Annotated in this window: 19 protein-coding genes; 10 read left to right on the plus strand and 9 right to left on the minus strand. The window is 41.9% G+C overall.

Annotation, left to right across the window (positions count from 1 at the left end):
* Nucleotides 1–62: 62 nt before the first annotated feature.
* Complete coding sequence (locus FTU98_RS00095; protein WP_180050019.1) at nucleotides 63–1,196, plus strand: hypothetical protein; 1,134 nt, start codon at nucleotides 63–65, stop codon at nucleotides 1,194–1,196.
* A 137-nt stretch (nucleotides 1,197–1,333) separates the two neighbouring features.
* On the opposite strand, the gene FTU98_RS00100 is transcribed toward FTU98_RS00095, so the two are convergent.
* The 3 genes from FTU98_RS00100 to tusA all read right to left on the minus strand — a co-directional run bounded on the left by FTU98_RS00100 (nucleotide 1,334) and on the right by tusA (nucleotide 4,455).
* Nucleotides 1,334–2,794 (minus strand): autotransporter outer membrane beta-barrel domain-containing protein, encoded by a 1,461-nt coding sequence (locus FTU98_RS00100; RefSeq protein WP_131261087.1) that lies wholly within the window; start codon nucleotides 2,792–2,794, stop codon nucleotides 1,334–1,336.
* A gap of 20 nt (nucleotides 2,795–2,814) precedes the next feature.
* Nucleotides 2,815–3,471: a hypothetical protein gene (locus tag FTU98_RS00105; RefSeq protein WP_154321099.1), complete on the minus strand. Its 657-nt coding sequence runs from the start codon at nucleotides 3,469–3,471 to the stop codon at nucleotides 2,815–2,817.
* A gap of 726 nt (nucleotides 3,472–4,197) precedes the next feature.
* The gene (gene tusA, locus FTU98_RS00110) at nucleotides 4,198–4,455 is read right to left on the minus strand and encodes a sulfurtransferase TusA (protein WP_004975955.1); all 258 of its coding nucleotides are present in this window, start codon (nucleotides 4,453–4,455) and stop codon (nucleotides 4,198–4,200) included.
* Nucleotides 4,456–4,652: 197 nt separating this feature from the next.
* Here tusA and FTU98_RS00115 point away from each other — a divergent pair, with 197 nt between their 5' ends.
* Both FTU98_RS00115 and lnt read left to right on the plus strand, forming a co-directional pair.
* Nucleotides 4,653–5,492 (plus strand): CBS domain-containing protein, encoded by an 840-nt coding sequence (locus tag FTU98_RS00115; RefSeq protein WP_154321100.1) that lies wholly within the window; start codon nucleotides 4,653–4,655, stop codon nucleotides 5,490–5,492.
* Nucleotides 5,489–7,045 (plus strand): apolipoprotein N-acyltransferase, encoded by a 1,557-nt coding sequence (gene lnt / locus FTU98_RS00120; protein WP_004975952.1) that lies wholly within the window; start codon nucleotides 5,489–5,491, stop codon nucleotides 7,043–7,045. Before FTU98_RS00115 ends, lnt begins: the two co-directional genes overlap by 4 nt.
* A 112-nt stretch (nucleotides 7,046–7,157) precedes the next feature.
* Here lnt and gspG read toward each other — a convergent pair whose 3' ends face one another.
* Nucleotides 7,158–7,592: a type II secretion system major pseudopilin GspG gene (gspG, locus tag FTU98_RS00125; protein WP_004975950.1), complete on the minus strand. Its 435-nt coding sequence runs from the start codon at nucleotides 7,590–7,592 to the stop codon at nucleotides 7,158–7,160.
* A gap of 76 nt (nucleotides 7,593–7,668) precedes the next feature.
* The gene (gene gspF / locus FTU98_RS00130; protein WP_004975948.1) at nucleotides 7,669–8,874 is read right to left on the minus strand and encodes a type II secretion system inner membrane protein GspF; all 1,206 of its coding nucleotides are present in this window, start codon (nucleotides 8,872–8,874) and stop codon (nucleotides 7,669–7,671) included.
* Nucleotides 8,875–9,026: 152 nt separating this feature from the next.
* On the opposite strand from gspF, the gene FTU98_RS00135 reads away from it, so the two are divergent.
* The 7 genes from FTU98_RS00135 (at nucleotide 9,027) to FTU98_RS00165 (ending at nucleotide 16,555) form a co-directional block, all read left to right on the plus strand.
* Nucleotides 9,027–11,249, plus strand: coding sequence for a primosomal protein N' (locus tag FTU98_RS00135; protein ID WP_004975947.1), 2,223 nt, complete (start codon nucleotides 9,027–9,029; stop codon nucleotides 11,247–11,249).
* Between the two features lie 72 nt (nucleotides 11,250–11,321).
* Nucleotides 11,322–13,163, plus strand: a complete 1,842-nt coding sequence (locus FTU98_RS00140) for a monovalent cation:proton antiporter-2 (CPA2) family protein (protein ID WP_154321101.1) — start codon at nucleotides 11,322–11,324, stop codon at nucleotides 13,161–13,163.
* 50 nt (nucleotides 13,164–13,213) lie between these two features.
* Nucleotides 13,214–14,089 (plus strand): Hsp33 family molecular chaperone HslO, encoded by an 876-nt coding sequence (gene hslO / locus FTU98_RS00145; protein WP_178866019.1) that lies wholly within the window; start codon nucleotides 13,214–13,216, stop codon nucleotides 14,087–14,089.
* A gap of 258 nt (nucleotides 14,090–14,347) precedes the next feature.
* Entirely contained in the window at nucleotides 14,348–14,812 is a 465-nt protein-coding gene (locus FTU98_RS00150) for a DUF2147 domain-containing protein (protein ID WP_004975938.1), read from the plus strand.
* A gap of 209 nt (nucleotides 14,813–15,021) precedes the next feature.
* Nucleotides 15,022–15,483 carry a DUF2147 domain-containing protein gene (locus tag FTU98_RS00155; RefSeq protein WP_004975935.1) on the plus strand — a complete coding sequence of 154 codons (462 nt, stop codon included), beginning with the start codon at nucleotides 15,022–15,024 and terminating at the stop codon, nucleotides 15,481–15,483.
* Between the two features lie 382 nt (nucleotides 15,484–15,865).
* The gene (locus FTU98_RS00160; RefSeq protein ID WP_096901332.1) at nucleotides 15,866–16,201 is read left to right on the plus strand and encodes a chaperone modulator CbpM; all 336 of its coding nucleotides are present in this window, start codon (nucleotides 15,866–15,868) and stop codon (nucleotides 16,199–16,201) included.
* A gap of 90 nt (nucleotides 16,202–16,291) precedes the next feature.
* On the plus strand, nucleotides 16,292–16,555 hold the full coding sequence (locus tag FTU98_RS00165; protein WP_131261090.1) for a YdcH family protein: 264 nt from the start codon (nucleotides 16,292–16,294) through the stop codon (nucleotides 16,553–16,555).
* A 289-nt stretch (nucleotides 16,556–16,844) separates the two neighbouring features.
* On the opposite strand, the gene FTU98_RS00170 is transcribed toward FTU98_RS00165, so the two are convergent.
* The 4 genes from FTU98_RS00170 to recD form a co-directional block, all read right to left on the minus strand.
* Nucleotides 16,845–18,083, minus strand: a complete 1,239-nt coding sequence (locus tag FTU98_RS00170; RefSeq protein WP_180008399.1) for a magnesium transporter CorA family protein — start codon at nucleotides 18,081–18,083, stop codon at nucleotides 16,845–16,847.
* A 223-nt stretch (nucleotides 18,084–18,306) separates the two neighbouring features.
* Nucleotides 18,307–20,394 (minus strand): polyribonucleotide nucleotidyltransferase, encoded by a 2,088-nt coding sequence (gene pnp, locus FTU98_RS00175; RefSeq protein WP_180050131.1) that lies wholly within the window; start codon nucleotides 20,392–20,394, stop codon nucleotides 18,307–18,309.
* 261 nt (nucleotides 20,395–20,655) lie between these two features.
* Nucleotides 20,656–20,925: a 30S ribosomal protein S15 gene (gene rpsO, locus FTU98_RS00180; RefSeq protein WP_004975922.1), complete on the minus strand. Its 270-nt coding sequence runs from the start codon at nucleotides 20,923–20,925 to the stop codon at nucleotides 20,656–20,658.
* An 821-nt stretch (nucleotides 20,926–21,746) separates the two neighbouring features.
* Nucleotides 21,747–23,489 (minus strand): exodeoxyribonuclease V subunit alpha, encoded by a 1,743-nt coding sequence (recD, locus tag FTU98_RS00185; RefSeq protein ID WP_218945015.1) that lies wholly within the window; start codon nucleotides 23,487–23,489, stop codon nucleotides 21,747–21,749.
* Nucleotides 23,490–23,582: the final 93 nt, after the last annotated feature.

Below are 23,582 nucleotides of genomic sequence, written 5' to 3' on the forward strand. Positions count from 1 at the left end.
AGTTTTATCTTGCTCAAGCATTTGGTTGTTCTTCTTATTTTCATTAGAAGAGGAATTCCAACATGCTTAATTTAACAGACACCCTCAACCAACTTAAAAATGTGCAGGCACAACCTGCAGTCAGCTTATTTCTACCCACACATCGTACCTTTCCAGACAATCAGCAAGATGTGATTGCTCTTAAAAACCAACTTAAACAACTCGAAGAACGCCTGTTGGCAGACTATGACAAACGTCTGGTGGCACAAATTTTAGAACAGATTCATCATCAAACCAAAGATTTGAATCCCAACTACCATTTAGACAGTCTGGCTATTTTTGCCACAGCCGACAATGCACAAGTACTGCGTCTGCCATTCCCTACCCAAGAACGTATTGTGATTGATCAACAATTTTCAGTGCGTGATTTTATTCGTGAGCTATCTTATGCAGTGCAATACTATGTGGTAGTGATCAGTCGTGAAATTGGACGTCTGATTAAGGCCTCCAATGATCGTGTAATCCATGAGTTTTCTGTAGATGACAGCGACTTGAATGAACGACTGCCACATGGTGCATTTCCTGTTCAAAATGATAACTTATATAGCACCAGCGGTGCAGAACGTGCCACAGCCGCCAATGAAGACCGTTTACTCAAAGAGTTTTTAAACCGTGTCGATAAAAATGTGCAAACTGTACGTGCCAGTGAGCCATTGGGCTTGGTCATTGTGGGTGATCGACGCAATATCAGTTTTTATGAATCTATTTGCGACCAACCCAATGCCATTATTTTCAGTGTAGATAACGTCACTCAGCTAGAACAAGGCAGCGCACAACACATTATTGACAGTATTCAGACCGAGCTAAAAAGCCATCAACAACAATTGCATCAGCAACATGCGCAGCAACTGGATGAACTCTATGCCAGTGACCGTGTTGTGACCGATCTGCAGCAAATTTATCAGGCAGTGTTTCAAAATAATGTCGATACTTTATATGTTCAACAAGGCTACATGCAGGCGGGTTGGGTCGATACCGACCAGCAACGAATTTATCTAGATCAAGCGCACGCACCTGACAGCGCACAAGCCACAGACGATGTGATCAACCATATTATTGATGCAGCACAGCAACACGCTGCCAATATCGTATTTATTCCTGCCGATTATTTACAGTCCAAAGCACCACTGACTTTAATGAGTCGCTATGCGGTCTAAAACTCAGTCCATTTGACTGTGATCTAAAAAACAGCCATGCAGATTTATCTACATGGCTGTTTCAATCAAGATTCAAACTTCTCATTCATACGCAAATCTACGCTTTTTCATGACTTTCTCATGAATAAAACGATCAATTAGAATCGAGTCGTTACCGCCAACTGTACCCGATGACTGTCGCTATGTGATCGCCCGCTATATTCATAATTCAAATTGAGAAAACTATGTTGTCCAAAGTGAAGTTGTGAACCTAAGGCAGCATGATATTGACCTTGATCGGCATGCCATGCATCAAACTTCAGTTTCTCCGCTGTGCCTACATAATGGGTATCTAAATATGCTTTTTCCTGAATCGGTTGGCTGTAATACAAGCTGCCTTGCAATTGCCATGCTGGATTCAACTGGTAATTGGCTTGCAAACCTGCACCAAAATTCCAGCGCTGCATCACCAAATCATCTAAGCTGTTGACACCATCCTGCTGAGTTTGTTCGGCATGAACATAATGTTGGAACGAAGCGTCTAAATACGGTTGAATCTGCATTTTTTGACTGAGTGGATAGCTATAATCTAGACGCAAACCTGCGGCATACATTTGTCCATCAAACTGTATTTTTTGTGCTTGAGCATGACCACGCTGCGCGTCAACATCCACCTGCATGCCTTTTAACCATGCCGCGACACTTAAATCACGATTAAGCTGCTGTGCTGTCCCCATAGTTAGTGCATAGGCTTTGCTCTGACTGCTATTTTTTGAGCCTGTTTGTACGGCATCATCTAAGTTCAGTTGACTGAAATCGGCCTGCGCTGCCAAGGTCATCCCTGCCAGTTTTGTTGCCACACCAACACCTTGATGATGACTACGGCGCTCACTATTTAAGCCGACATAATCCATATCATAACTTTGGTAATCACCCGAAAACCAAAGCTGTTTGGGTTGTGCGGTTGCCAAACGCTGTGCAAACTGACGTTCTTGCTTGCTGCTTTCTTCTGCGACATTTAAAACGGTATTGGCATAAAAACTTGGATCAAGTTGATGAAACAGTTGATTCAATGCCTGCGTAGAAACTGTACTTTCAGCAGCATTGCTATAACGTATAGTTTGAGCAAAATTGTTAAATAAGCGATTGGCAAAAACTTTTTCAGCATCTTCCAGCGTTTCTAACTGTTGTTTCTGATCAAGACTTGCTAAAACTACATCTAAATTACGGGCAACCTGAGTACGTCCTTCAAGTTCAGCAGCAAGAGCCGCCACCGTTTCAGTCGATTTACGCTTTGCCGTAATCACCACATCGGTATTGATTGTATCTGCCGCACGTACAGGCTCGCCCGTTGCATTCAGTTCAGGACGATAACTAACTTGTGTCAACTCAAATAATGGATTGCTTGAGCGATAAGCATCGAACTCACGCTGTACGCCTTGTTGCGCACGTAATACGGTAGTTTGTGAACCTTGTGCAGTAATAAGTGGCTGATCAAGTGGCACTTCATCAAACAGGTTCAAAGTCCCTGCCAAATTGGCGGTTCCCGTTACCGTCAGCAAATTGCCAAAACGTGCTTTAAAACCCGCATGTTGCTGCTGATCTGCAGCAATCTGCATCGAATAGTTGCCTGTGATGGTTAAATTGCCTTCCTTTCAAGAAATGCACTGCCTGTTTCGACTTCTAAAGTGTTTTGTGAGGGTTCAAGTTCTTGAATCGTACTACCCATCTCAACTTCAGATGTATCTTGTGGTACTTCAATATCTTGAATTGCACTATCGACCAAAACGGTGTCGGTTAAAGCAGGCTCTACTGCAGGTGGAGCTACCACATCGACAGGTTGCTCTGCTTCTGACGGAGGTGATTCAAGTGTAGGTATCGTATCAGGCTGATTGACATCATTATTTTCTAAAACGGTAGCATCATCGCTAGGTACAGCATCATTGCTGTCTAAAAGTGAATCTTCAGTTGGTGATGTATTGCCATGATCTGTACTGCCACCACTCAAACCACCACCATTGGATGATACATCGCCATGATCTAGCTCTAAATTCACAGGAGGTTGATCGGTAATGGGGGCAGATGGTGCGACAGGTTGCTCTACTCCGCTGCCAATGCCTTCATTTGTAGTCGGTTGATCTTCTTGGCTGACATTTTCTGCCCCCAACACATCAGTGACTTGAACCGTGCTTGACTGAGAGCCTGAACCCGATGAACAGCCTGAGATACTCATGGCCAATAAACACGCCACACTCAGTGGCTTTAAAGAAAAGTTTTGCTTTTTATCTAAAATCATACCGTACTCAATCAAAATGATGATAACGCAAGATTTATTGATGATTGATCACGTAAAAAATTAAGCAGATTTTGCTCAGTCTAAATGGCATATTTTTTTAAGATAAAGACAATCAGTTAAGCCCCCCAAAATTATTTTTCTTAACTTGACTACTTTAATGCGACAGCTTAATCAGCTTTTTCAGCCTTATAAAACATAAACACTGCCATATAACATTCAAACCAAGCAAAACCCCAAATCTGCTTAATTTTATCCCCAAATGTTCTGCAATCGAACTCAATAAACTGATCGCATTATAGGCTAATTTTTCCATATATTAAAAAATATTTAAAATAATTTTGTTAAAAATCAATAATTAAACAATAGACTAAACTCACACTCTAAAAATTATTTCTTATACAACACACAGAGCTTTGTTAGATTTTGCACAAGCACACAACTTGCCCTATAAATGCAGAAAAGTTGAAAAGTCCCTTAAAAAATGTGTAGCAGATAACGCAACTCGTGGATCGTTTCGCCATTTTTTAACTCAAACTGTGAAGCAGGTTGGATTGATGCAAAATTGATGAAAAATTAAAAATAAAGTTGAACGTCATGGCTAAAAACACAAAAGGCATATTTCAACTTGCATGAATTGCAAATGAAATATGCCTATATGGATCACATGACTATTTTATCGTGTTTAAATTATAGTGTTCTAAAAGTGCTGAGGCTAATTTTTGCCTATTAGCCTTTTTTCACCAAATAATGAAATTCTTTATTGCCTTGCTCATCTAAGCGTTCTTCTTGCAATAACAACTCATGCCCCAAATGCATGCAAAATTTTGGAATATCCCAAGACGTCGAATTGTCAGTTGCAAACACTTCAACCACATCGCCAGACTTAGATTTGCGAATGGCTTGATGCAGCATCATCACAGGTTCAGGGCAACGCAAACCGCGGGTATTCAGTTGAATACTAGGTGTGACAGGAAGTTCAGACATGCACAGACTCGATATTAAAACATCGGGCTAGTTTAGCATAAAGCGCAGCCTTGTTTTATGTGTTCCCGCTACGCACAGCAACACATCTCGTGACGTAATTGCCGTCATTTTCTCCCAAGATTAGCAATAGACAACTGTATTTTCTAAGGTATGATTAAGCTAAGTTTTTTAGATATAAAGAGTCTTTAGGAAAGATCATGCACGAGGAATCAGGCCCATCGTGGGGTATGCGTGGCCTAAGAAAATGGTTAGGCACTGCACCAGAAACCCGCGATGAATTGCTAAAATTAGTACAAGATTCACGTCGTTTTTTAGAACCCGATACGGTGGCAATGCTCGAAGGTGTTCTGGATTTACCTGCCACCAAAATCCGTGAAGTCATGACCCCACGTACCGCCATGATTAGCTTACAAGAAGATGATGAGCTACTCGACATTTTGCATGTACTGGTCGAATCGGCACATTCACGTTTTCCTGTGTTCTCATCTGACCAACCCGACAACGTGGTGGGGATTTTATTGGCAAAAGATTTATTGCCTTTACTGACCGAACAAAGAACCAAAGTCGATATTCGCGCCTTAATGCGTCAGCCGTTATTTGTGCCTGAAAGTGCTCGTTCAGACCAAGTATTGCGTATGCTCAAAAACACCCAAACCCATATTGCAGTGGTGATTGATGAGTATGGCACCACTTCGGGCTTGGTTACTTTAGAAGATATTTTAGAAGAAATTGTCGGTGAAATTGAAGATGAACACGACAATATTGACGAAGAAGCAGAATACATCATCCCCGATCACGACCCAAAAACGGCAAATACTTGGTTAGTACAAGCACTTACACCAATCGAACATTTTAATAATGTTTTAGATGCAGATTTTTCTGACGATGAAGTAGAAACTGTGGGCGGTTTATTGCTTCAGGAAATTGGTTTGGTGAGTGATTTGCAAGGACAAGTGATTGCGATTGGCAACTGGGAATTTACCATTCTTGAAGCAGATGCCCGCACTATTCATCTGATTCGAGCCGTACGTCAATGAGGACTTTTTTTTCCAAGCTGTCTAATCCTGCAGAACATCAACAACTGCCCTTAATTTATCCATTAATCATTGCCCTATTGGCAGGTGCAGTGTTTAGTTTGGCACTTGCTCCCTATCATTACTGGTGGATTGCCTTACTTTCACCTGCTTTGCTGTATGCGACTTTAAGCAAACGCACCCCGAAACAGGCCTTCTTGATTGGTTGGTCTTACGGGATTGGGTTGTGGTTTGTCGGAGCATTTTGGCTCTATACATCCATTCACGTCTATGGCGACACCAATGCCTTTTTAAGCGTGCTGATGATTGTCATTATGGCGCTGTTGATGGGTTTGTTTACTGCCGTACAAACGTGGTTATATCGTCGGTTTTTCCCTGAAACACCACTGACTTTTGCACCGCTATGGGTATTTTTTGAATGGGCGAAAACTTGGGTCTTTACAGGTTTTCCATGGCTGTTTGCAGGTTATGCCTTCACCGAACGCTTTTTGGATAGCTATGCACCGTTGTTTGGTATTTTCGGGGTGTCTTTTGTGGTCATCTTGCTGGCCTGTGCGTTGGTTGAAGTCCTTAAAAAGCGTATCTTCTGGCTGATTCCATCGGCAATTTTACTTTTGGGTGCATGGGGTGCAGCACAACTCAGTTTTGTAACTGCAAAATCTGAAAAGCCACTCTCGGTTTCTCTGATTCAAGGCAACATTCCTCAAGACTTAAAGTGGCTAACCGAATACCAAATTAAGACCTTGGAAATTTATACCCGCTTGACCCGAACTGAATGGGGACGCGACATTATTGTTTGGCCTGAATCATCCATTCCAATGTTCCAGACCGATATTGAACCGTTTTTGGATGCCATGAAAACACAGGCTGAAAAAACGGGCAGTTCGTGGGTGACAGGTATTCCGTATTGGGACTTGCCTGAATCACAAGTGCAGCAACATCCAATGTATTACAACAGCATTATGGCAACGGGAGATGCGGCTGAAGGCTTGTATAAAAAGCAGCGTCTGGTGCCTTTTGGTGAATATATTCCGCTTTCAGGCTTACTGAGTTGGGTACTACCTGCGATGCAAAATGACCCATCCATGAGTGGTTTTTCACGTGGAGCGTCTGAGCAAAAACCGCTTGCAATTAAACAGCATCATTTGGGGGCAGCCATTTGTTATGAGGTGGCTTATCCGAACCTGACCCGCCGCAATGCTAGCCAAAGTGACTTTTTGGTAACAGTATCCAATGATGCTTGGTTTACGGGTACTGCAGGGCCATTGCAACATTTACAAATGGTACAAATGCGCGCCAAAGAAAATGGACGCTGGTTTGTTCGTGCCACCAATACAGGTGTGACCGCATTTATTGACCATCATGGGCATATTGTCAAACAAGCGCCAATGGATCAGGAATTTGTGCTGCGTGGTGATCTGCCTGCCATGCAAGGTCAAACACTGTATACCCAACTCAGCGATTGGCCTGTGCTGATTTTCTCATTGCTGTTGTTAATTATGGGGTGGATTTATCGACCACGTCAGGTGGATGTGTCGTTTAAATCACGTCGTTAATAGTACTGTTCAATAGCGGCTAGAAATAACCATTCATAAAAAAACCGAGCATTAAGCGCTCGGTTTTTTTTGGAGTTCACTGAATCAATATATAGACTCAACTCATCTTCTATTAAGGCTGATAATAAATGTCGGCATCGGTACCTTCACCACCCTGCTGACCATCTGCACCAAAAGAATATAAATCAAATGGACGACCTTCTGAACCCGGAATCACATATTGGATGTCATTATCCCAACTGTCTTTCGGATAACCCCCTTTCACATAACCGCCTGGCAACCAGTTTTTAGCCGAAGCAGGCTGATTCACCAAGGCATCTAAACCACCGTCTTGCATTGAAGGATATTTTTGATTATCGAGTTTGTATTGATCGAGTGCGCCAGCCACACCTTTTAAAGTAATAACCGTAGTATCTACTTTGGCTTTTTCACCACGTCCCATTACGTTCGGTACGATTAAAGCCGCCAACACACCTAAAATTACAATCACCACCATGACTTCAATCAGGGTAAAACCAGACTGTTTACTCGGTTGCTTCTGTTTCATTCAATCTCTCTCATTTATTTATATCAATTCGACATTTATTTTAGATTCTGTTTGAAGAACGATGCTTCAAAACGATTTAAATCATATTGTTCATATTCACAATTGGCAGCATTACCGCAATCACAATCACCAGTACAATACTCGCCATCAGTACCAACATCAACGGTTCTAATAATGCCAACAGGGTAGAAATCAGTGTGGTCACTTCACGGTCTTGCATGTCTGAAGCACGTGACAGCATACGGTCTAACTCGCCCGAGGCTTCACCACTTTTGATCATTTGTACCATCATCGGTGGGAAATAACCACTGCGCTCTAATTGCGTCGCCAAGTTACCACCTTCAGTGACTTTTTCTGCCGCCAAATTGACCGCATCACGAATGACCCAGTTGTTACTGACCGCAGCACCAATATTTAGCGCATCCACCAAAGGCACACCCGACTGAGTCAAAATAGACAAGGTACTGGCAAAACGCGCGGCATTAATCCCACGTGATAATTTTGCAAATAACGGCAACTTTAAGGTTAAACGGTCAAAGGCATAATGCCCTGCGGTGGTGCGTAAAAAACGCACCAACAACAATACCCCCACCACAGAAGCCACCAGTAAAAACGGCCATGCAACACGAATAAAATCACTGGCTTTCATTAATGCCACGGTGATCCACGGCAAGGCATCTTTGCTCTGATCAAAGGTTTTAACAATATCGGGTACGACATAAGTCATTAAACCCATCACAATCGCAAAAGACATCAGCATTAAAATGATGGGATAAATCATCGCCCCTTGAATTTTTTTCTGCATGGCAAAGCGGTTTTCGGTGTAATCTGCCAATTGTTCCAGAATTAAATCCAAATGCCCCGAACGCTCGCCTGCGGCAATGGTGGCAATATATAAGTCTGGAAAACGCCCCGATTGTTGTAAAGCATTGGCCAGTGAATAACCTTCCAAAACTTTGGAACGCACCGACATCAGCAAATTTTGCACATGGGCTTTTTCACTTTGTTTACCCACAGCGCGAACGGCTTCTTCCAAAGGAATCGCAGCAGCCACCAAAACCGATAACTGACGGGTCAGCAAAGCCAAATCATAGGCGGTGATTTTTTTCTGAAACCATTGTTTGCCACTGTGTTTATCTTTTTGTTCAACGGTATCGACACTGACAGGAATCCATTCTTTGTCACGTAATTGCTGACGGATTTGTCGTGCAGAATCACCCTCTAAAACACCTTTTTGCTGCTTCCCTGAAGCGTCAATGGCAGTAAATTGATATGCTGGCATTGTAATGCTCTAATTTTCCAAAATTTCTTGCAACGCAGTTGCGTCTGACCACTAAAATCATTCATATTCTTAGATATAAATTCTGTGCTCACTCTAACACATGCCAAAGTCGAGCACGAAGCCATTTTTCACAGGACGATACGACTTTTTCTATGCCAGATTCCACTTTAGACCCACAGCCTGTTTATCGTATTCGAGTGGCTGTACCCGTATATCTTTACGACTGCTTCGATTATATGCTCAGTGCAGCACAATATCAGCAAGCAGAAGTGGGCGCGCGGGTCTTGGTTTCTTTTGGTCGGCAAAACTTGGTCGGAATTATTGTCGAAAAACTGGCACTCGACACCCCAATTGATCCACGTTTTAAACTCAAAGCCATTAGCGAACTGTTAGATGAGCAAGCGATTTTAGACCCTAAAGTTTTAACTTTGTTGACATGGTCGGCACAATATTATCAATTCCCGATTGGTGAAGTGATGCAAAGTGCCTTACCTAGCTTATTGCGCCAAGCCAAACCCTATAATTTATTGGCACGTACTTGGAAATTGTTGGATGCACATGCCGAAGCTAAAATTACACGCTCAGAAAAACAACAAGAAGCCTATAAAATTTTAAAGCTGCATCCTTCGGGAACTTCTGAAAATATTTTAAATTTGGCAGGCATTGAAACAGCAACCCTAAAAGCCTTGGCGAATAAAGAAATTTGCGCATGTGTTTTGGAAGCCCAAGATTTTAGCCCAATGCCAGTGACTTTGGCGCAAATGCCTTTAACCCCTAATCCAGATCAGAAAAAAGCCATCGACAGCGTACTTAAAGTACGGCAGCAATATAAGGCATTTTTACTGGATGGTTTAACGGGTAGCGGTAAAACTGAAGTGTACTTACACATCATGCATGAGGTACTAAAACAGGGCAAACAAGTGTTGGTGTTAGTACCTGAAATTGGTCTAACGCCACAAACCATTAGCCGTTTCCAATCGCGTTTTCACTGCCACATCGCCCTCTTACATTCAGGTTTAAATGATTCCAAGCGTTTGCAGGCGTGGCAAGCCGCACAAACGGGCAAAGCCTCGATTATTTTAGGTACACGTTCTGCGATTTATACCCCATTGCCAAATTTAGGCTTGATTATTTTAGATGAAGAACACGACCTGTCTTTTAAACAGCAGGAAGGTTTTCGCTACCATGCCCGTGATGTTGCGCTCTATCGTGCCCATCTGGAAAATTGCCCTGTTATTTTAGGTTCGGCAACTCCAAGCATTGACAGCTATGCACTAGTCGATCAAGGCAAAATGCAATGTCTGGAATTAAATCAACGCGCGGGCACGGCACTCATGCCCAAAATCCACCTGATTGATTTAAAAATTGCCAAAAAACAGCACGGTATTAGCCAACAATTGATTGATGAAATCAAAAAACGCTTGGCTAAAAAAGAACAAGTTTTGGTGTTTTTAAACCGACGCGGCTATGCACCCGTATTGATTTGTGAGAGCTGTGCATGGCAAGCCAAATGCCCGAATTGTGATGCCAACTTTACCTTGCATCATCAACCTTATACACATTTGCATTGCCACCACTGCGGTACGATTCATCGTAAACCTGAGCAATGCCCTGCCTGCAACCATGCAGAACTCAAACCAATTGGCATGGGCACTGCCAAAGTCGAAGACAGTTTAAACGAGCTGTTTCCCAATGTAGATGTGATTCGGGTAGATCGTGACTCAACCAGTCGTGTTGGCAGTTGGCAAAAAATTTATGACCGTATTCAACGCAGCGAACCACTGATTTTATTGGGCACGCAAATGCTGGCCAAAGGGCATCATTTTCCGTATGTGACATTGGTGGCAATTTTAGATATTGATTCAGGCTTACTTAGTGTGGATATTCGCGCACCTGAACGCACGGCTCAACTGATTGTGCAAGTGGCGGGACGTGCAGGGCGTGGTGAGCATAAAGGTGATGTTTATTTGCAAAGTGTGCGTCCTGATCATCCACTTCTCACCACATTGGTCGAGGGAGATTACCGCAAGTTCGCCAAACAAAGTTTAAAAGAACGCAAAGCTGCACAATTACCGCCTTATCGTTACAGTGCTTTGATTCGCTGTGAATCTAAAAGTCAGGAATTAAACCAGCAATTTTTACAACAACATGCACAATGGCTTAGAGAACATTCAGAACAATTAATTGAAATTTGGGGGCCGATTCCTGCGCCAATGGAACGTAAAGCAGGACGTTTCCATGCACACATGGTGTTGTTGTCTAAAGATCGGGCACGCTTACATTTTTATATCAGGAACTGGTGGCAAAATATGTTGCATGAAAAGCCATCCAGCATGAAACTAAGTTTAGATATAGATCCGCAAGAATTTAGCTAATACTGTAAATTGAAACTTAGCTGTATCAGCACTTATTTCAATAATCCACCGCTTTAAACTTTGGATGACCACATGTCCTTATTGTTACAAATAACCATTTTTCTAGGCGCTTCATTGGTTTTGGTTCCCTTACTAAAACGCTTTGGTATTGCGACCGTATTGGGCTATTTGTTTACAGGCATTTTGCTAGGGCCTAGCGTATTCAATATTGCCAGCGACCCCGATGATATTCAGGAACTGGCAGAATATGGTGTGGTGTTCCTGATGTTTATTATTGGCTTAGAACTGCGTCCACAACGGCTGTGGGAAATGCGCAAGCCCATTTTTGTTTTGGGTAGTTTACAGGTCGGCATCACGGGTATTCTACTTGCAATCTTGGCTTTTTTTGCCTTACAGCAAGGCATTGCCTCAAGTGTGGTGATAGGTTTTGCACTGGCACTTTCCTCTACAGCCTTTGTGCTACAAATGTTGCAAGAAAAGCAGCAACTCAACAGCAGTTATGGACAACAATCCTTTTCCATTCTGCTGTTTCAAGATATTGCCGCCATTCCTTTAATTGCCATCATTCCCATGTTAGCAGGTGCAGAATCGACTCATCATGGCATTGCTTATTTTGCTGCAATCATGGCGACCTTTAGCGGTTTGTTCTTATTTAGCCGTTATCTCATGCGTCCATTTTTTCGTTTTGTGGCTAAAAGTGGCGCACATGAACTGATCACTGCTGTCGGTTTATTCATTGTACTTGGCGTGGTCAGCATTATGGATGTGCTGGGCATTAGCACCACCTTAGGTGCATTTTTAACAGGCGTATTGTTGGCAGATTCCGAATTTAGACATGAGTTAGAAGCCAGTATTGCCCCATTCAAAGGCTTATTGCTAGGCTTATTTTTTATGACCGTCGGGATGAGCACCGAACTGGCAATCTTAATGAATACCCCTTGGCTGATTGTAGGCGGTGCATTGCTGCTCCTGCTCATCAAACTGATTAGCCTCACGGCCATTGCCCGTTATTTCCAATATTCTTGGCGCAATAGTTTGTTGTTGGCGACTTGCTTGGCACAAGGCGGTGAGTTTGCCTTTGTGGTGCTCAGTGTCGCACAAAGTGAAAGTGTGCTCAGCCAGGCCATGCTGCAACCACTGACCTTAATTGTGACTTTGTCGATGGTGTTGACCCCAATTTTATATTGGTTGATGAGCAGTCAAATTATTCCTCGCTTAGAACGTGAAAAATCGCCTGAATATGACGAAATTCCCGATACACATCACCCCATGATTATTGCGGGTTTTGGTCGTTTTGGACAAATTATTGCCCGTGTGGCGTACTTGCAGCATCTGCACTTTACTGCCATCGACAGCAATATGGATAAAATTGATTTTGTGCGGAATTACGGCGGTAAAGTCTATTATGGCGATGCCACTCAACCTGAAATTTTACGTGCCGCAGGCATCGAGCATGCCAAAATCTTTATTCTAGCCATTGATGATATTGAAGACTCAATGAACGTGGCACGGCATATTCGCCTGAATTATCCAGCGCTAAAATTACTGGTACGCGCTCGTGATCGTCATCATGTGCACTTATTGCGCGATTTAGGCGTTACCTATATTTGGCGTGAAACGTATTTATCCTCTTTAGGCATGGCCTATCAGGCTTTGCGCGATTTGGGCATTAATGAAAAAGATGCCTATAAAAGCATTGAGTTGTTCCGTGATTATGATGAACAACTCTTGGCACAACAGCAGCACATTTATACCGATGAACAAAAAGTATATGAAACCCATCGTAACGCTTTGGCAGAACTGGAACACCTGTTTGAAAGTGATGCACAAAACCGTGAAATGCCCTTGGGTGTCGATTTAAAACGCGGCTTGCATAGCAGTCATATTGATGTAACACGTGATGCAGCAAACTGACTTGTGTTTTACAATATTGCCACCATTAAAACAGGGTTATGGAGAATTTTATGTCTGATTTACGCCAACGCTTTTTTATTGAAGATAGCCCTGTTCGTGGTGAAGTAGTTCATCTCGAAGAAGCTTTGCAAACCATTTTAAAACAACGTGATTATGTGCCTGCGGTGCAAGTATTGTTGGGAGAAATGCTTTGCGCCACTGCCCTACTGGCCAGTACCCTAAAAATTAAAGGGCGTATTAGCTTACAAATTCAGGCATCTGGCACATTTAAATGGGCTATGGCGGAATGTAACCATTTGGGTGAAGTACGTGCGTTGGCAGACTACGAACAAGACCCGCGCTTTTTAAACGCTGAAGACAGCAGCACCGTCCTGAAAAGTTTGGTCAGTCCTGTACTGTTTATTAATATCGAGCCTGAATTTGGTGAGCGTTATCAAGGTATTGTGCCTTTAGACAAAGCCAATTTAGCTGAATGTTTAATGCAGTATTACGACTTATCGGCACAAATTCCAACCCGTATTGTGTTGGCAAGCAATGCTGAACGTGCGGGCGGTTTGCTGATTCAATTGTTGCCGCGTAACAGTGAAGAAGAACAACAACGAGTCGATGAAGATTTATGGCCGCGTGTGACCATGCTGACTGAAACCTTAAAAGCGGAAGAATTGACTGATTTAGACGTCAATGAAATTTTGTACCGTTTGTACAATGAAGAACAAGTGCGTTTGCCTGAAGTAGAAGCCTTACGTTTTGGTTGCACTTGTTCCAAAGAACGCTGTGCCAATGCCTTAATGCAGATTGGCGTTGCTGCGGTGCGTGAAACTTTGGAACATCAGAACCCAATTACTATGGATTGCCAATTCTGCAGCACACAATATAGCTTTAGTGCCGAAGAAGCCTTAGGTTTATTCGGAGAACATCTCAGCTAAATTACATGGCGAATACCATGATTAATATGTGATGTAATGCTGAAAATTCATCAAAAATGAGCAGTACATTCTGCTCATTTTTTATTTACGTGATGACCATCGTCAAAACCTATTATTTTATTACTTTTCATGTGATTAATTTCACAAAACTTTCATGCAATTACTAGAAAATACCGCGTAAATTGGGTATAAATAATCCCATATTTTTTTTATGCCTTTATATATTTTAGGCTGCTTCTTCTCTGGGATATTGATTTTATGAACACCCTGTTCTTTTCTCGTTTAGCATTCATCAGCGCGATTTGCTGTTCAAGTTTAGCTTATGCAGCCAATGCAGACCCACTTTTGGGCAAATGGAAAACATTAGACTACCGCACAGGTTTTTCATTGTCTGACGTAGTCATGAGTAAAGATAAACAAGGTGCGTATGCCGCTACGATTATAGAACTACGTGCGGTTCCTGGCGCACCGCGTTTGGAAAATTGCACACTCTGTACGGGTAAAAATAAAGATAAGCCACTGTTAGGTTTTGTGCCATTAAGTCACTTAAAAGCTACGCCAAGCAATCAAATTGAATTTTATGAAGGTGACTATTTAGACCCGCGCACAGGTAAACAATATAAAACTCGTGCACGTTTAAGCAGCAATGGCAAACATTTAACCCTTTATAATGTAGACCTTGCCACCAATGCCAGCCGCAAAATGACGTGGGTGAAATACTGATATTATTCCTCACCAATGCGATAAAAGCTGTGTTCTGCACACTTTTATCGGAATGATTAGATTTAAATTACCAACTCCATAACACTTATATCTTTTCCTGCCTGACATCTCACACTGCTCAATTTGCTTGTTTATTACATTCTTGCTATAAAACCCGAAATAGAATTTTTACTCTATTTTTTAAAATAACAATTTTGGGGATGCTGTTCATGAAAATAAATTTCAGAGGGATTTTTGCGGGTTTCGTTTTAACAACCCTCTCAAGTGTTGGCTTTGCAGAAAGCGATCTACTGGTCGGTAAATGGAAAACCATTGATGACCGCACAGGTTATTCACGTGCCGATGTCGAAATTCGCAAAAAGCCAGATGGCACTTATGAAGGCATTATCGTGGAAACCCGTAATATTCCGGGTGCAGAAAAAATGGTGATTTGTAGCAATTGTCCAGGTAACTTAAAGAATAAACCTTTTATTGGCTTGCCATTTATTTGGGGCTTTAAACAAGATGCTAAAAACCCACGTGAATTTAACCAAGGTCATGTTTTAGACCCAATTGGCGGTAAAGTTTATAAAGGCAAAGCTCGTTTAAGCGCTAACGGTAAGCGCCTCACCTTACGTGGCTATGTAGGTGTTTCAGTGATTGGTCGCAGCGTGACTTGGGTAAAATACTAATTCCAAAAACTAAGATATTGATTTACAGGGTTCTTTTTAAAGAGCCCTTTTTATTACCAAATTTTGAAACAATCCTTTTAAACACCGTACGACCGTTCAATCCAAAATATTGAAATAAAGGATGGCATTGAATAAAAAATAGACTAATATCTATAAGACATCTATACGCACAAGCCAAATTGACACATCAATATAACAGGCGTGAGCACAGCAAAGGGTTGGCTGAATTTCACCAAAGGAATACAAATAAAAGATTCTATTACAGCGTACACAGGCTAAATTAAAGAGAATCACTTATTGGATATCCACCAATTATTGATGTAAAGCAATCCCTCATTTCAGGCGAGCCAACTCGTTTGAATTCGATCAGAAGGAGTATGCCATGACCACTATTTTATATCGTGAAATCACTTCAGACGGACAGCACACAGAAATTATTGAAGAATTTACCCAGTTAGATTTAAAAAAATTTGCCGAAGCGTGTGGGCAAAGCCCTGAATGGGTCTTACAACTTTTAGAATATGACATCCTGCCTTCCCGCCCTGCCGAACGTATCCACCAATTTTTTGGTGAAGATATCAACCGTGCACGCCAAGCCTATCGGCTGCAACGTGATTTTGATGCCAGTTTTTCAGCTGTCGCCATGATGCTTGACCTGATTGATGAAGTGCAAAAATTACGTAAAGAAGTTAAACATCTGAATTTTCAACATAGTTAATCCTCACGCTCTAGTTGTGTGATTCATCACCTTGCTAGAGCGTTTTTCTTTCTATGCCCGTAAATTTTTTTGATGAGAATGATCTACACAATGAAAACTAAAGACTGCAACAAGAAGATTAAAAATATGTTTCCTGAGTTTCGTGATTTAATTCAGGGATTACGCGACAGCAATCCACATTTTTCAAAAATTTTTGAAGATCACGAACAGCTAGACCGTGAAATTAGCCAGTTAGAGCTTGATCCTGTGCATCAGATTAATGATGACATTGAAGCGCTGAAACGCAAAAAATTAAGACTGAAAGATGAAATGTATCACTTGCTGCTTAAAGCGCAAAATGATCAATTAGCTTAAAAGCTCATACAAGTCTAAACCGTACATCTAAATGCAATGATATGCAGGACACAGCAAGAAAAGGCAAAAAGCAAAAAAGATGGCATATTCAAATCTGAAGCTAGTGTTCAAAAATCTGCCATCTTGAGCTAAATGTCTGACTATCCTGCTCAATCTGTGGATAAGCTTATCAGTCCTATGGATAACTTTTGAGGTCTGTGGACAACTTTTAAATCAATACATTATCTTGTGAATCCGCATTGGATGCAGGACTCAATCCATCACCACATCCGTAAGTTTATCTTCTAGATCATTTAAGTTTAGTCAGTTTTTCAACTTCTTTAATGGTGCCTTTCACGGTTTGCTTAATGGGTTCATAGTCTAAAAACCAAAATAAATTCATGGGTTGGTCATTATGTTGCTGTGCCAACATATCAATCACACTTTTTTCACCCAGACCGACAAGGTGCCTACGATAAAAATAATACAGCAACAACAAAGTAGTCATCACCATTACCCCAAGCATGATCCAAAAGGCCTGTGCGTGTTTCAGCCCCGGCATAAACTCAAAGTTCATACCATACACCCCTGTAAATAAAGTCAAAGGTGCAAAAACTGCGGTAATGATGGCTAAAATCCGCATGTTTTCATTGGTCTGGTTGGCAATAGCAGAAAAATGCAGATCAATTGCGGTTTGCACTGCAGAGCGTAAGCGAATGGTATGCTTTTGAATTCGTTCAATGTGACTGGTCAAATCATCCAAACGCACCAAAATAATATCCTGCCGTTCACTACGTTTTTTGCCACGTAAATGTGGGTAGTTATCGACAATTTCATCACGCAATTCCTGCAAGGCTTCTATTTGCTCTTCACATAAATTTTCAACTTGCTGAAACGCCATATTTTCTTGCAACAATTGATGCCAACGGGTAAAACGGCGATGTCCCTGCAGCAATTCTTGTTGCCAATATTCCACACGGCGGGTCAGTGGCATACGAATATCCAAGTAATCATCTGCCACCAAATTCAGTAAACGTAATGTTAAATCTAGTGGTGTTGCTGCCAATTTGCGCGCTTTATTCTGTTCTTCAATCGGGCGCTGCACTGCAGCTTCTACACGTGACAAATAGCTTTCCATGACTTTATTGCCCTGTTCCCGCACACTAATCAAAATCTGCGGTGTCATAATAAAGCTCATCGGCGTAGTGGCCAGTCCAAAAATCCGTTCATGTTTCTCCCCGACTTGTTGCCCTGTTGCAATACGGTCTTCGGGTGTGATCAGTTTACGGAAAATCAATAAGTCATAATCATCTAAAGTATCAAACGCACATGGATGCTCTATATTTAAAATATCGCGCACATGATATTCATTGAGCGATAATTGACTGTACTGAAAAATCTCTTGTTGCCACTGTTCTGCACGGTTAAGCACATCATCACGGGTGCAATCAATCCAGATAAATTCAGGCTCAAGCCCTTCAATTGCCTGTTTTTGCACATAAATATTGGTTTTATGATTGGTATGCAGATAAAAATAATAACTTTGCATAGAACGGGCACTCTATTTCAGTTTTCTTGTACGGTTTTTTGAGATTTTAAGATGTACTCAGTTTAAGCATGGATCAGGCTTCTTTTCAAATACATGCTGTAATTTATGCCGCTTTTCATACAACAAAGATGGTTTGTACGATGCAACAAAATTTTTAGCATAAAAAAACCCGCATTCAGATTGAATACGGGTTTTTTGACCATTTCAGATCATCAACACAGCATTACGCTTGTTCGATATCTTTCATAGTTAATTTGATACGACCACGGTTGTCTACATCGGCAACCTGTACTTTCACTTCCTGACCTTCTTTCAGAACGTCTGCTACGTTAGCAATACGCTCGTTCGAGATTTGTGAAATGTGAAGTAGACCGTCAGTACCCGGAAGGATATTTACGAAAGCACCGAATTCAACAATACGGATGACTTTACCTGTGTAAATTGTACCTGGTTCAATTTCAGCAGTTAATGCCTGAATTTTTGCAACAGCAGCTTGTGCAGCAGCTTTGGTTTCACCAAATACGCGCACTGTACCGTTGTCTTCAATATCAATTGCGGCTTTAGTTTCTTCAGTAATTTGACGGATGGTTGCACCACCTTTACCAATTACATCACGAATCTTGTCTGGGTTGATGTTGATGACTTGGAAGGTCGGCGCGTGCATAGAAATTTCTGGACGTGCACGTGAAATCACTTGGTTCATTGCATTCAAGATGTGCATACGACCTGCATAAGCTTGGTTCAATGCAACTTCCATGATTTCTTCAGTGATACCTTCAATTTTGATGTCCATTTGAAGTGCAGTAATACCGTTGGCAGAACCTGCAACTTTAAAGTCCATATCACCAAGGTGGTCTTCATCACCCAAGATGTCAGAAAGCACTGCAAAACGCTCGCCTTCTTTTACCAAGCCCATTGCGATACCTGCAACTGGTGCTTTAAGCGGAACACCTGCATCCATAAGTGATAACGATGCACCACAAACAGACGCCATAGAAGATGAACCGTTTGATTCAGTGATGTCCGATACGATACGAATCACATACGGGAAACGATCTGCTGCAGGAAGAACTGCTTGCACACCACGACGTGCCAAACGACCATGACCAATTTCACGACGTTTAGGGCCAGATTCACGACCTGTTTCACCTACTGAATATGCAGGGAAGTTGTAGTGCAACATGAAGTTGTCAGTTTTAGTACCCGATAAGGTATCAACCATCAAGGCATCACGTGTATTACCTAAAGTGGTGGTAACCAAAGCCTGAGTTTCACCACGGGTAAACAATGCAGAACCGTGCGCACGGTCTAGAACGCCAACCTGTACGTCAAGCGTACGAACGGTTTTGGTGTCACGACCATCAATACGTGGTTTACCAGACAAGATGTTGTCACGTACGGTACGGTATTTAAGATCTTCAAAGAGTTCGTTCAAGTCATCTGCAATGCCAGTTTCGTCATTTTCAGGAACGAATTGCGCAACTGCTTCTGCTTGAAGTGCATCTAATGCAGCATAACGGTCTTGTTTGATCGCAATGGTGTACGCTTCAGAAATTTTTGCTTCAAACGCTTCTTTTAGTTTTGCACGAAGGTCTTCGTTTTTCTCTGGAGCAGTCCAAGTTGACTCAGTTGCACCTGCAGCCGCAGCAAATTCTTTGATCGCTTGAATCGCGATTTGCATTTCGTCATGACCGTAAAGCACTGCGCCTAACATTTGGTCTTCTGAAAGTTCTTTTGCTTCAGACTCAACCATCAATACAGCAGATTCTGTACCTGCAACCACAAGGTCAAGGTCAGATTGCGCCATTTGCTCAAAGTTCGGGTTAAGCACGTATTCGCCGTTGATTAAACCCACACGCGCCGCACCAATTGGGCCACGGAACGGTGTACCTGCAATTGCAAGTGCAGCAGACGTACCTAACATTGCAGCAATGTCAGCTTCCATGGTTTTGTCAGAAGATACAACAGTCGCAGTAACTTGAATTTCGTTGTAGTAACCTTCTGGGAACAACGGACGAATTGGACGGTCAATTAAACGTGAAATTAAAGTTTCTGCTTCAGAAGCACGGCCTTCACGCTTACCATAACCACCTGGGATACGACCTGCAGCATATTGTTTTTCTTGATAGTTAACAGTCAGTGGGAAGAAATCTTGACCCGCTTTTGCTGTTGGTTGAGCAACCACTGCAACCAATACAGTCACGCCACCCATAGTAATCATTACCGTGTTGGCTTGACGCGCTACACGACCAGTTTCAAGTACAACTTGGTGCTGACCAAATTGGAATTCTTTACGAATAATATTAAACATCGACATGTTTTATTTTTTCCTAGTTCTTGTGAACAATTATTCTCGTGGAGACCCCTAAGGTTTGGCATTCACAATACAATTGTTTAGGTAAATGACAAAGCTTAGAAGCCGACCTCACTCGAATGAAACACGATTTTTAAACACAAAGAAGGAGCGAATCATTCGCCCCTTCCACTGATCTAGCCAAGGCTAGATATACTTTAGTTTTCAGTAATACAGCATTCAACATGCAATAGTCCGAAAATAAAAGCTTAAATCGAATTAACGACGTAAACCTAAAGCAGCAATCAATGCGCTGTAACGAGTCACATCTTTGCCTTTAAGGTAGTCAAGTAACTTACGACGTTGGTTAACCATACGGATAAGACCGCGACGGCTATGGTGGTCGTGTTTGTGCTCTTTGAAGTGACCTTGTAAGTCATTGATTTGAGCAGTTAAAAGTGCTACTTGAACTTCTGGTGAACCAGTGTCGTTTTCAGCACGAGCAAATTTAGCAATGATCTCTGCGCGATCTGCGTTTGTTAAAGCCATTCGATTTCTCCGAGATGCTTAATAAAAAGATTTGATACCGATCAATTGATTGCTCAATTGACTGCCGTGCATCACTACAGCAAGGGCATTATTTTAAGGCAAAAACGTGCCGATTGCAAAACAGAACGACAAACAAGCACTTTTAATTTTGAGATGTACCAATAAAAGTATGATTTATGCTAAGGGTATACACATCATGTTAGGTATAAAGTGTCTAAGGAAAATAAATATACAATTGTATATGATTGATAATATGTAATATTTTGCCAACTGCTTTTCATCCACTGGAATATTTTGCCGTTAAAATAAAACAGCCCGAGCATAGCTCGGGCTGTTTTTTGCGCTGTAGTTTCTTGTCTTATTATTCTTATTGTCTTGTTTATTGTGGTTATTTGCGCGTTTTCGCGTCTTATTCTCTGAACATTCCTGTTCTTGCTTTCACGTCCTTGTGTGGTAGATTTTGCCACAATACTAAAGTGAAAGAAGTCGTATTTCTCGTATCTGTTTGTAAGCTTTTTCTTACAACAGGTAAGCATTGTCAGCATTTTGCAAATCACCCAAACTTACAGGCATAAAAAAGCCCTGTAGTCTCTCCCAAAACTACAAGGCTTAGCGGCTGTAAGTTTCCTCTTCTCACTCACGTCCTGTCAGTTCGCTGTCATTCGACATTTATCGTTATTATTCTGCGATTATGCTCAACTATCCCTATTGAGCTTTTTATGTGAAGTCATCTTCTCAAAAAGATCTTGAAATCTCTATGCGCAAATTTCTCGAATCAATGTAAGCCATTTCGTACAAAACCATCTCTTATTCAGTTTTACTTAACAATCCAAAGCGTCATTAATTCTGGCTAATAAACCACTGCTGCGACGGGTACGAATCATCAAAGCTTGCTGCAAAGCTTGCGCATCAACCAACAAACTTACGACTTTTTTAGCACGGGTAATGGCAGTGTAGATCAGCTCCTTACTCAGCAAGTTTTTTGCCGCAGCATCCAACACCACAGCTGTATGAGTAAATTCAGAACCTTGCGATTTATGAATAGTAAGTACAAATGCGGTTTCAATATTTTTAGGTAAGCGTGTTGCAGGCACCCACTTATTTAAACTTGGAAAATATACTTCAAACTGGCGCTGATCATTCTGCTCTCGCATAAAACAGATGCCAATATCACCATTCGACAACCCCAGTTGATAATCGTTATAGGTCATCATGACGGGGCGTCCTGCATACCAATCGCCATGTTTGGTTTGTTTTAACTGTTGCAATAAGCGTTTTTCAATCTGCAAATTCAGTTGTTGTAAACCCAAATGACCATGACGAATTGCGGTTAAAATACGGTAATCATCAAATACATTCACCACATTCTCAACATGCGCTTGAAATGCTGTACTTGATTGTTCCAAGCCCAAAGTATGTGCTTTTAATACCGCTACATAAGCCTGATAACCATACATCAGCTGATCATAATAATGCGCTAAATTTTCCGCTGAAATTTGCCCATTTTGCTGAGGTAAATATTGCAGTTGTAGGGCATCTATTTCGACTTGCTTAAATTGAATTGGCTTTAATTCACCTGCTGCCACGACTTGCTGTTCAAACTCAGCCAAAACCTGTGCAGGAGAATGTTCTTGCTGAATAAACTTCGCCATTGCGCCAATTTTTGCACCTTCAGCAAAACGACGTGTGGTCACTAAATTGACACGGTTATTTGCGAGTTCAGGCACTTGCTGTAAATCGGCCAATACTGTACCGACATCGACTGAAGCCAATTGATTGGCATCGCCCAACAGAATTAAACGTGCCTGCGCAGGAATGGCAGCCAATAACATCTGTGACAGGCTTAAATCCAGCATCGACGCTTCATCGACCACAATCACGTCATAAGGTAGAGGTTGTTTAGCGTGAAAACGTGGCTTGCCTGTATTGCCTAAGCCCAATAAACGATGCAAAGTCACGGGTCGTAATTGACGTAAAGCATCGACATTAAACATTTGTAAAGCTTGACTATTCAAGGCATTTTGCAAAGCTTCATCCATCCGCTGTGCCGCTTTGCCTGTTGGTGCAGCCATCGCAATCCGAATATTTGGCAAAGCTTGATTAAGCACCGCAACAATATGCGCCAAAGTATAGGTTTTTCCTGTACCTGGCCCACCAGTGATAATACTTAAACTTTGAGTTGCCGCAGTCTGTAACGCTTTTTGCTGCTGTGGATCTTGCAATAAATTAAGCTGTTCGGCTTGTAATTCAAAGGACAAAGGCGGCTGCGCCTGAATCCGTAAAATATCGCTAGCAACCTGATGTTCCAGTTTCCAGTAGCGATACAAATACAAACGCTGCCCATCAAATACAAACGGTGCAATTTGTGGATCAGGATTTAAAGCGCTACGCTGCAAGTTCATGTGCAAATGTTGCAATGCCGCCACTTGTTCTGCGGTTGCAGGAATACAGCTATCCCCTTGCTGAATAGCATCGAGTACCTGTTGCATCAAAATTTGCGCTGAAGCATCAAAAGTGACATTGCTAAATGGCGGCTGACATAGGTAATCCATCCACGCCTGCATTGGCGTTTGAGCTGAATTTAAGTGAATATGCTTGTTTTCCACACAGTTATCCTCAAAGTTATCCACAGGATAAGCAATTGTTTTATTAAGTCG

The sequence above is a fragment of the Acinetobacter sp. YH12211 genome (assembly GCF_013418015.1).
Taxonomy (GTDB): Bacteria; Pseudomonadota; Gammaproteobacteria; order Pseudomonadales; family Moraxellaceae; genus Acinetobacter; species Acinetobacter towneri.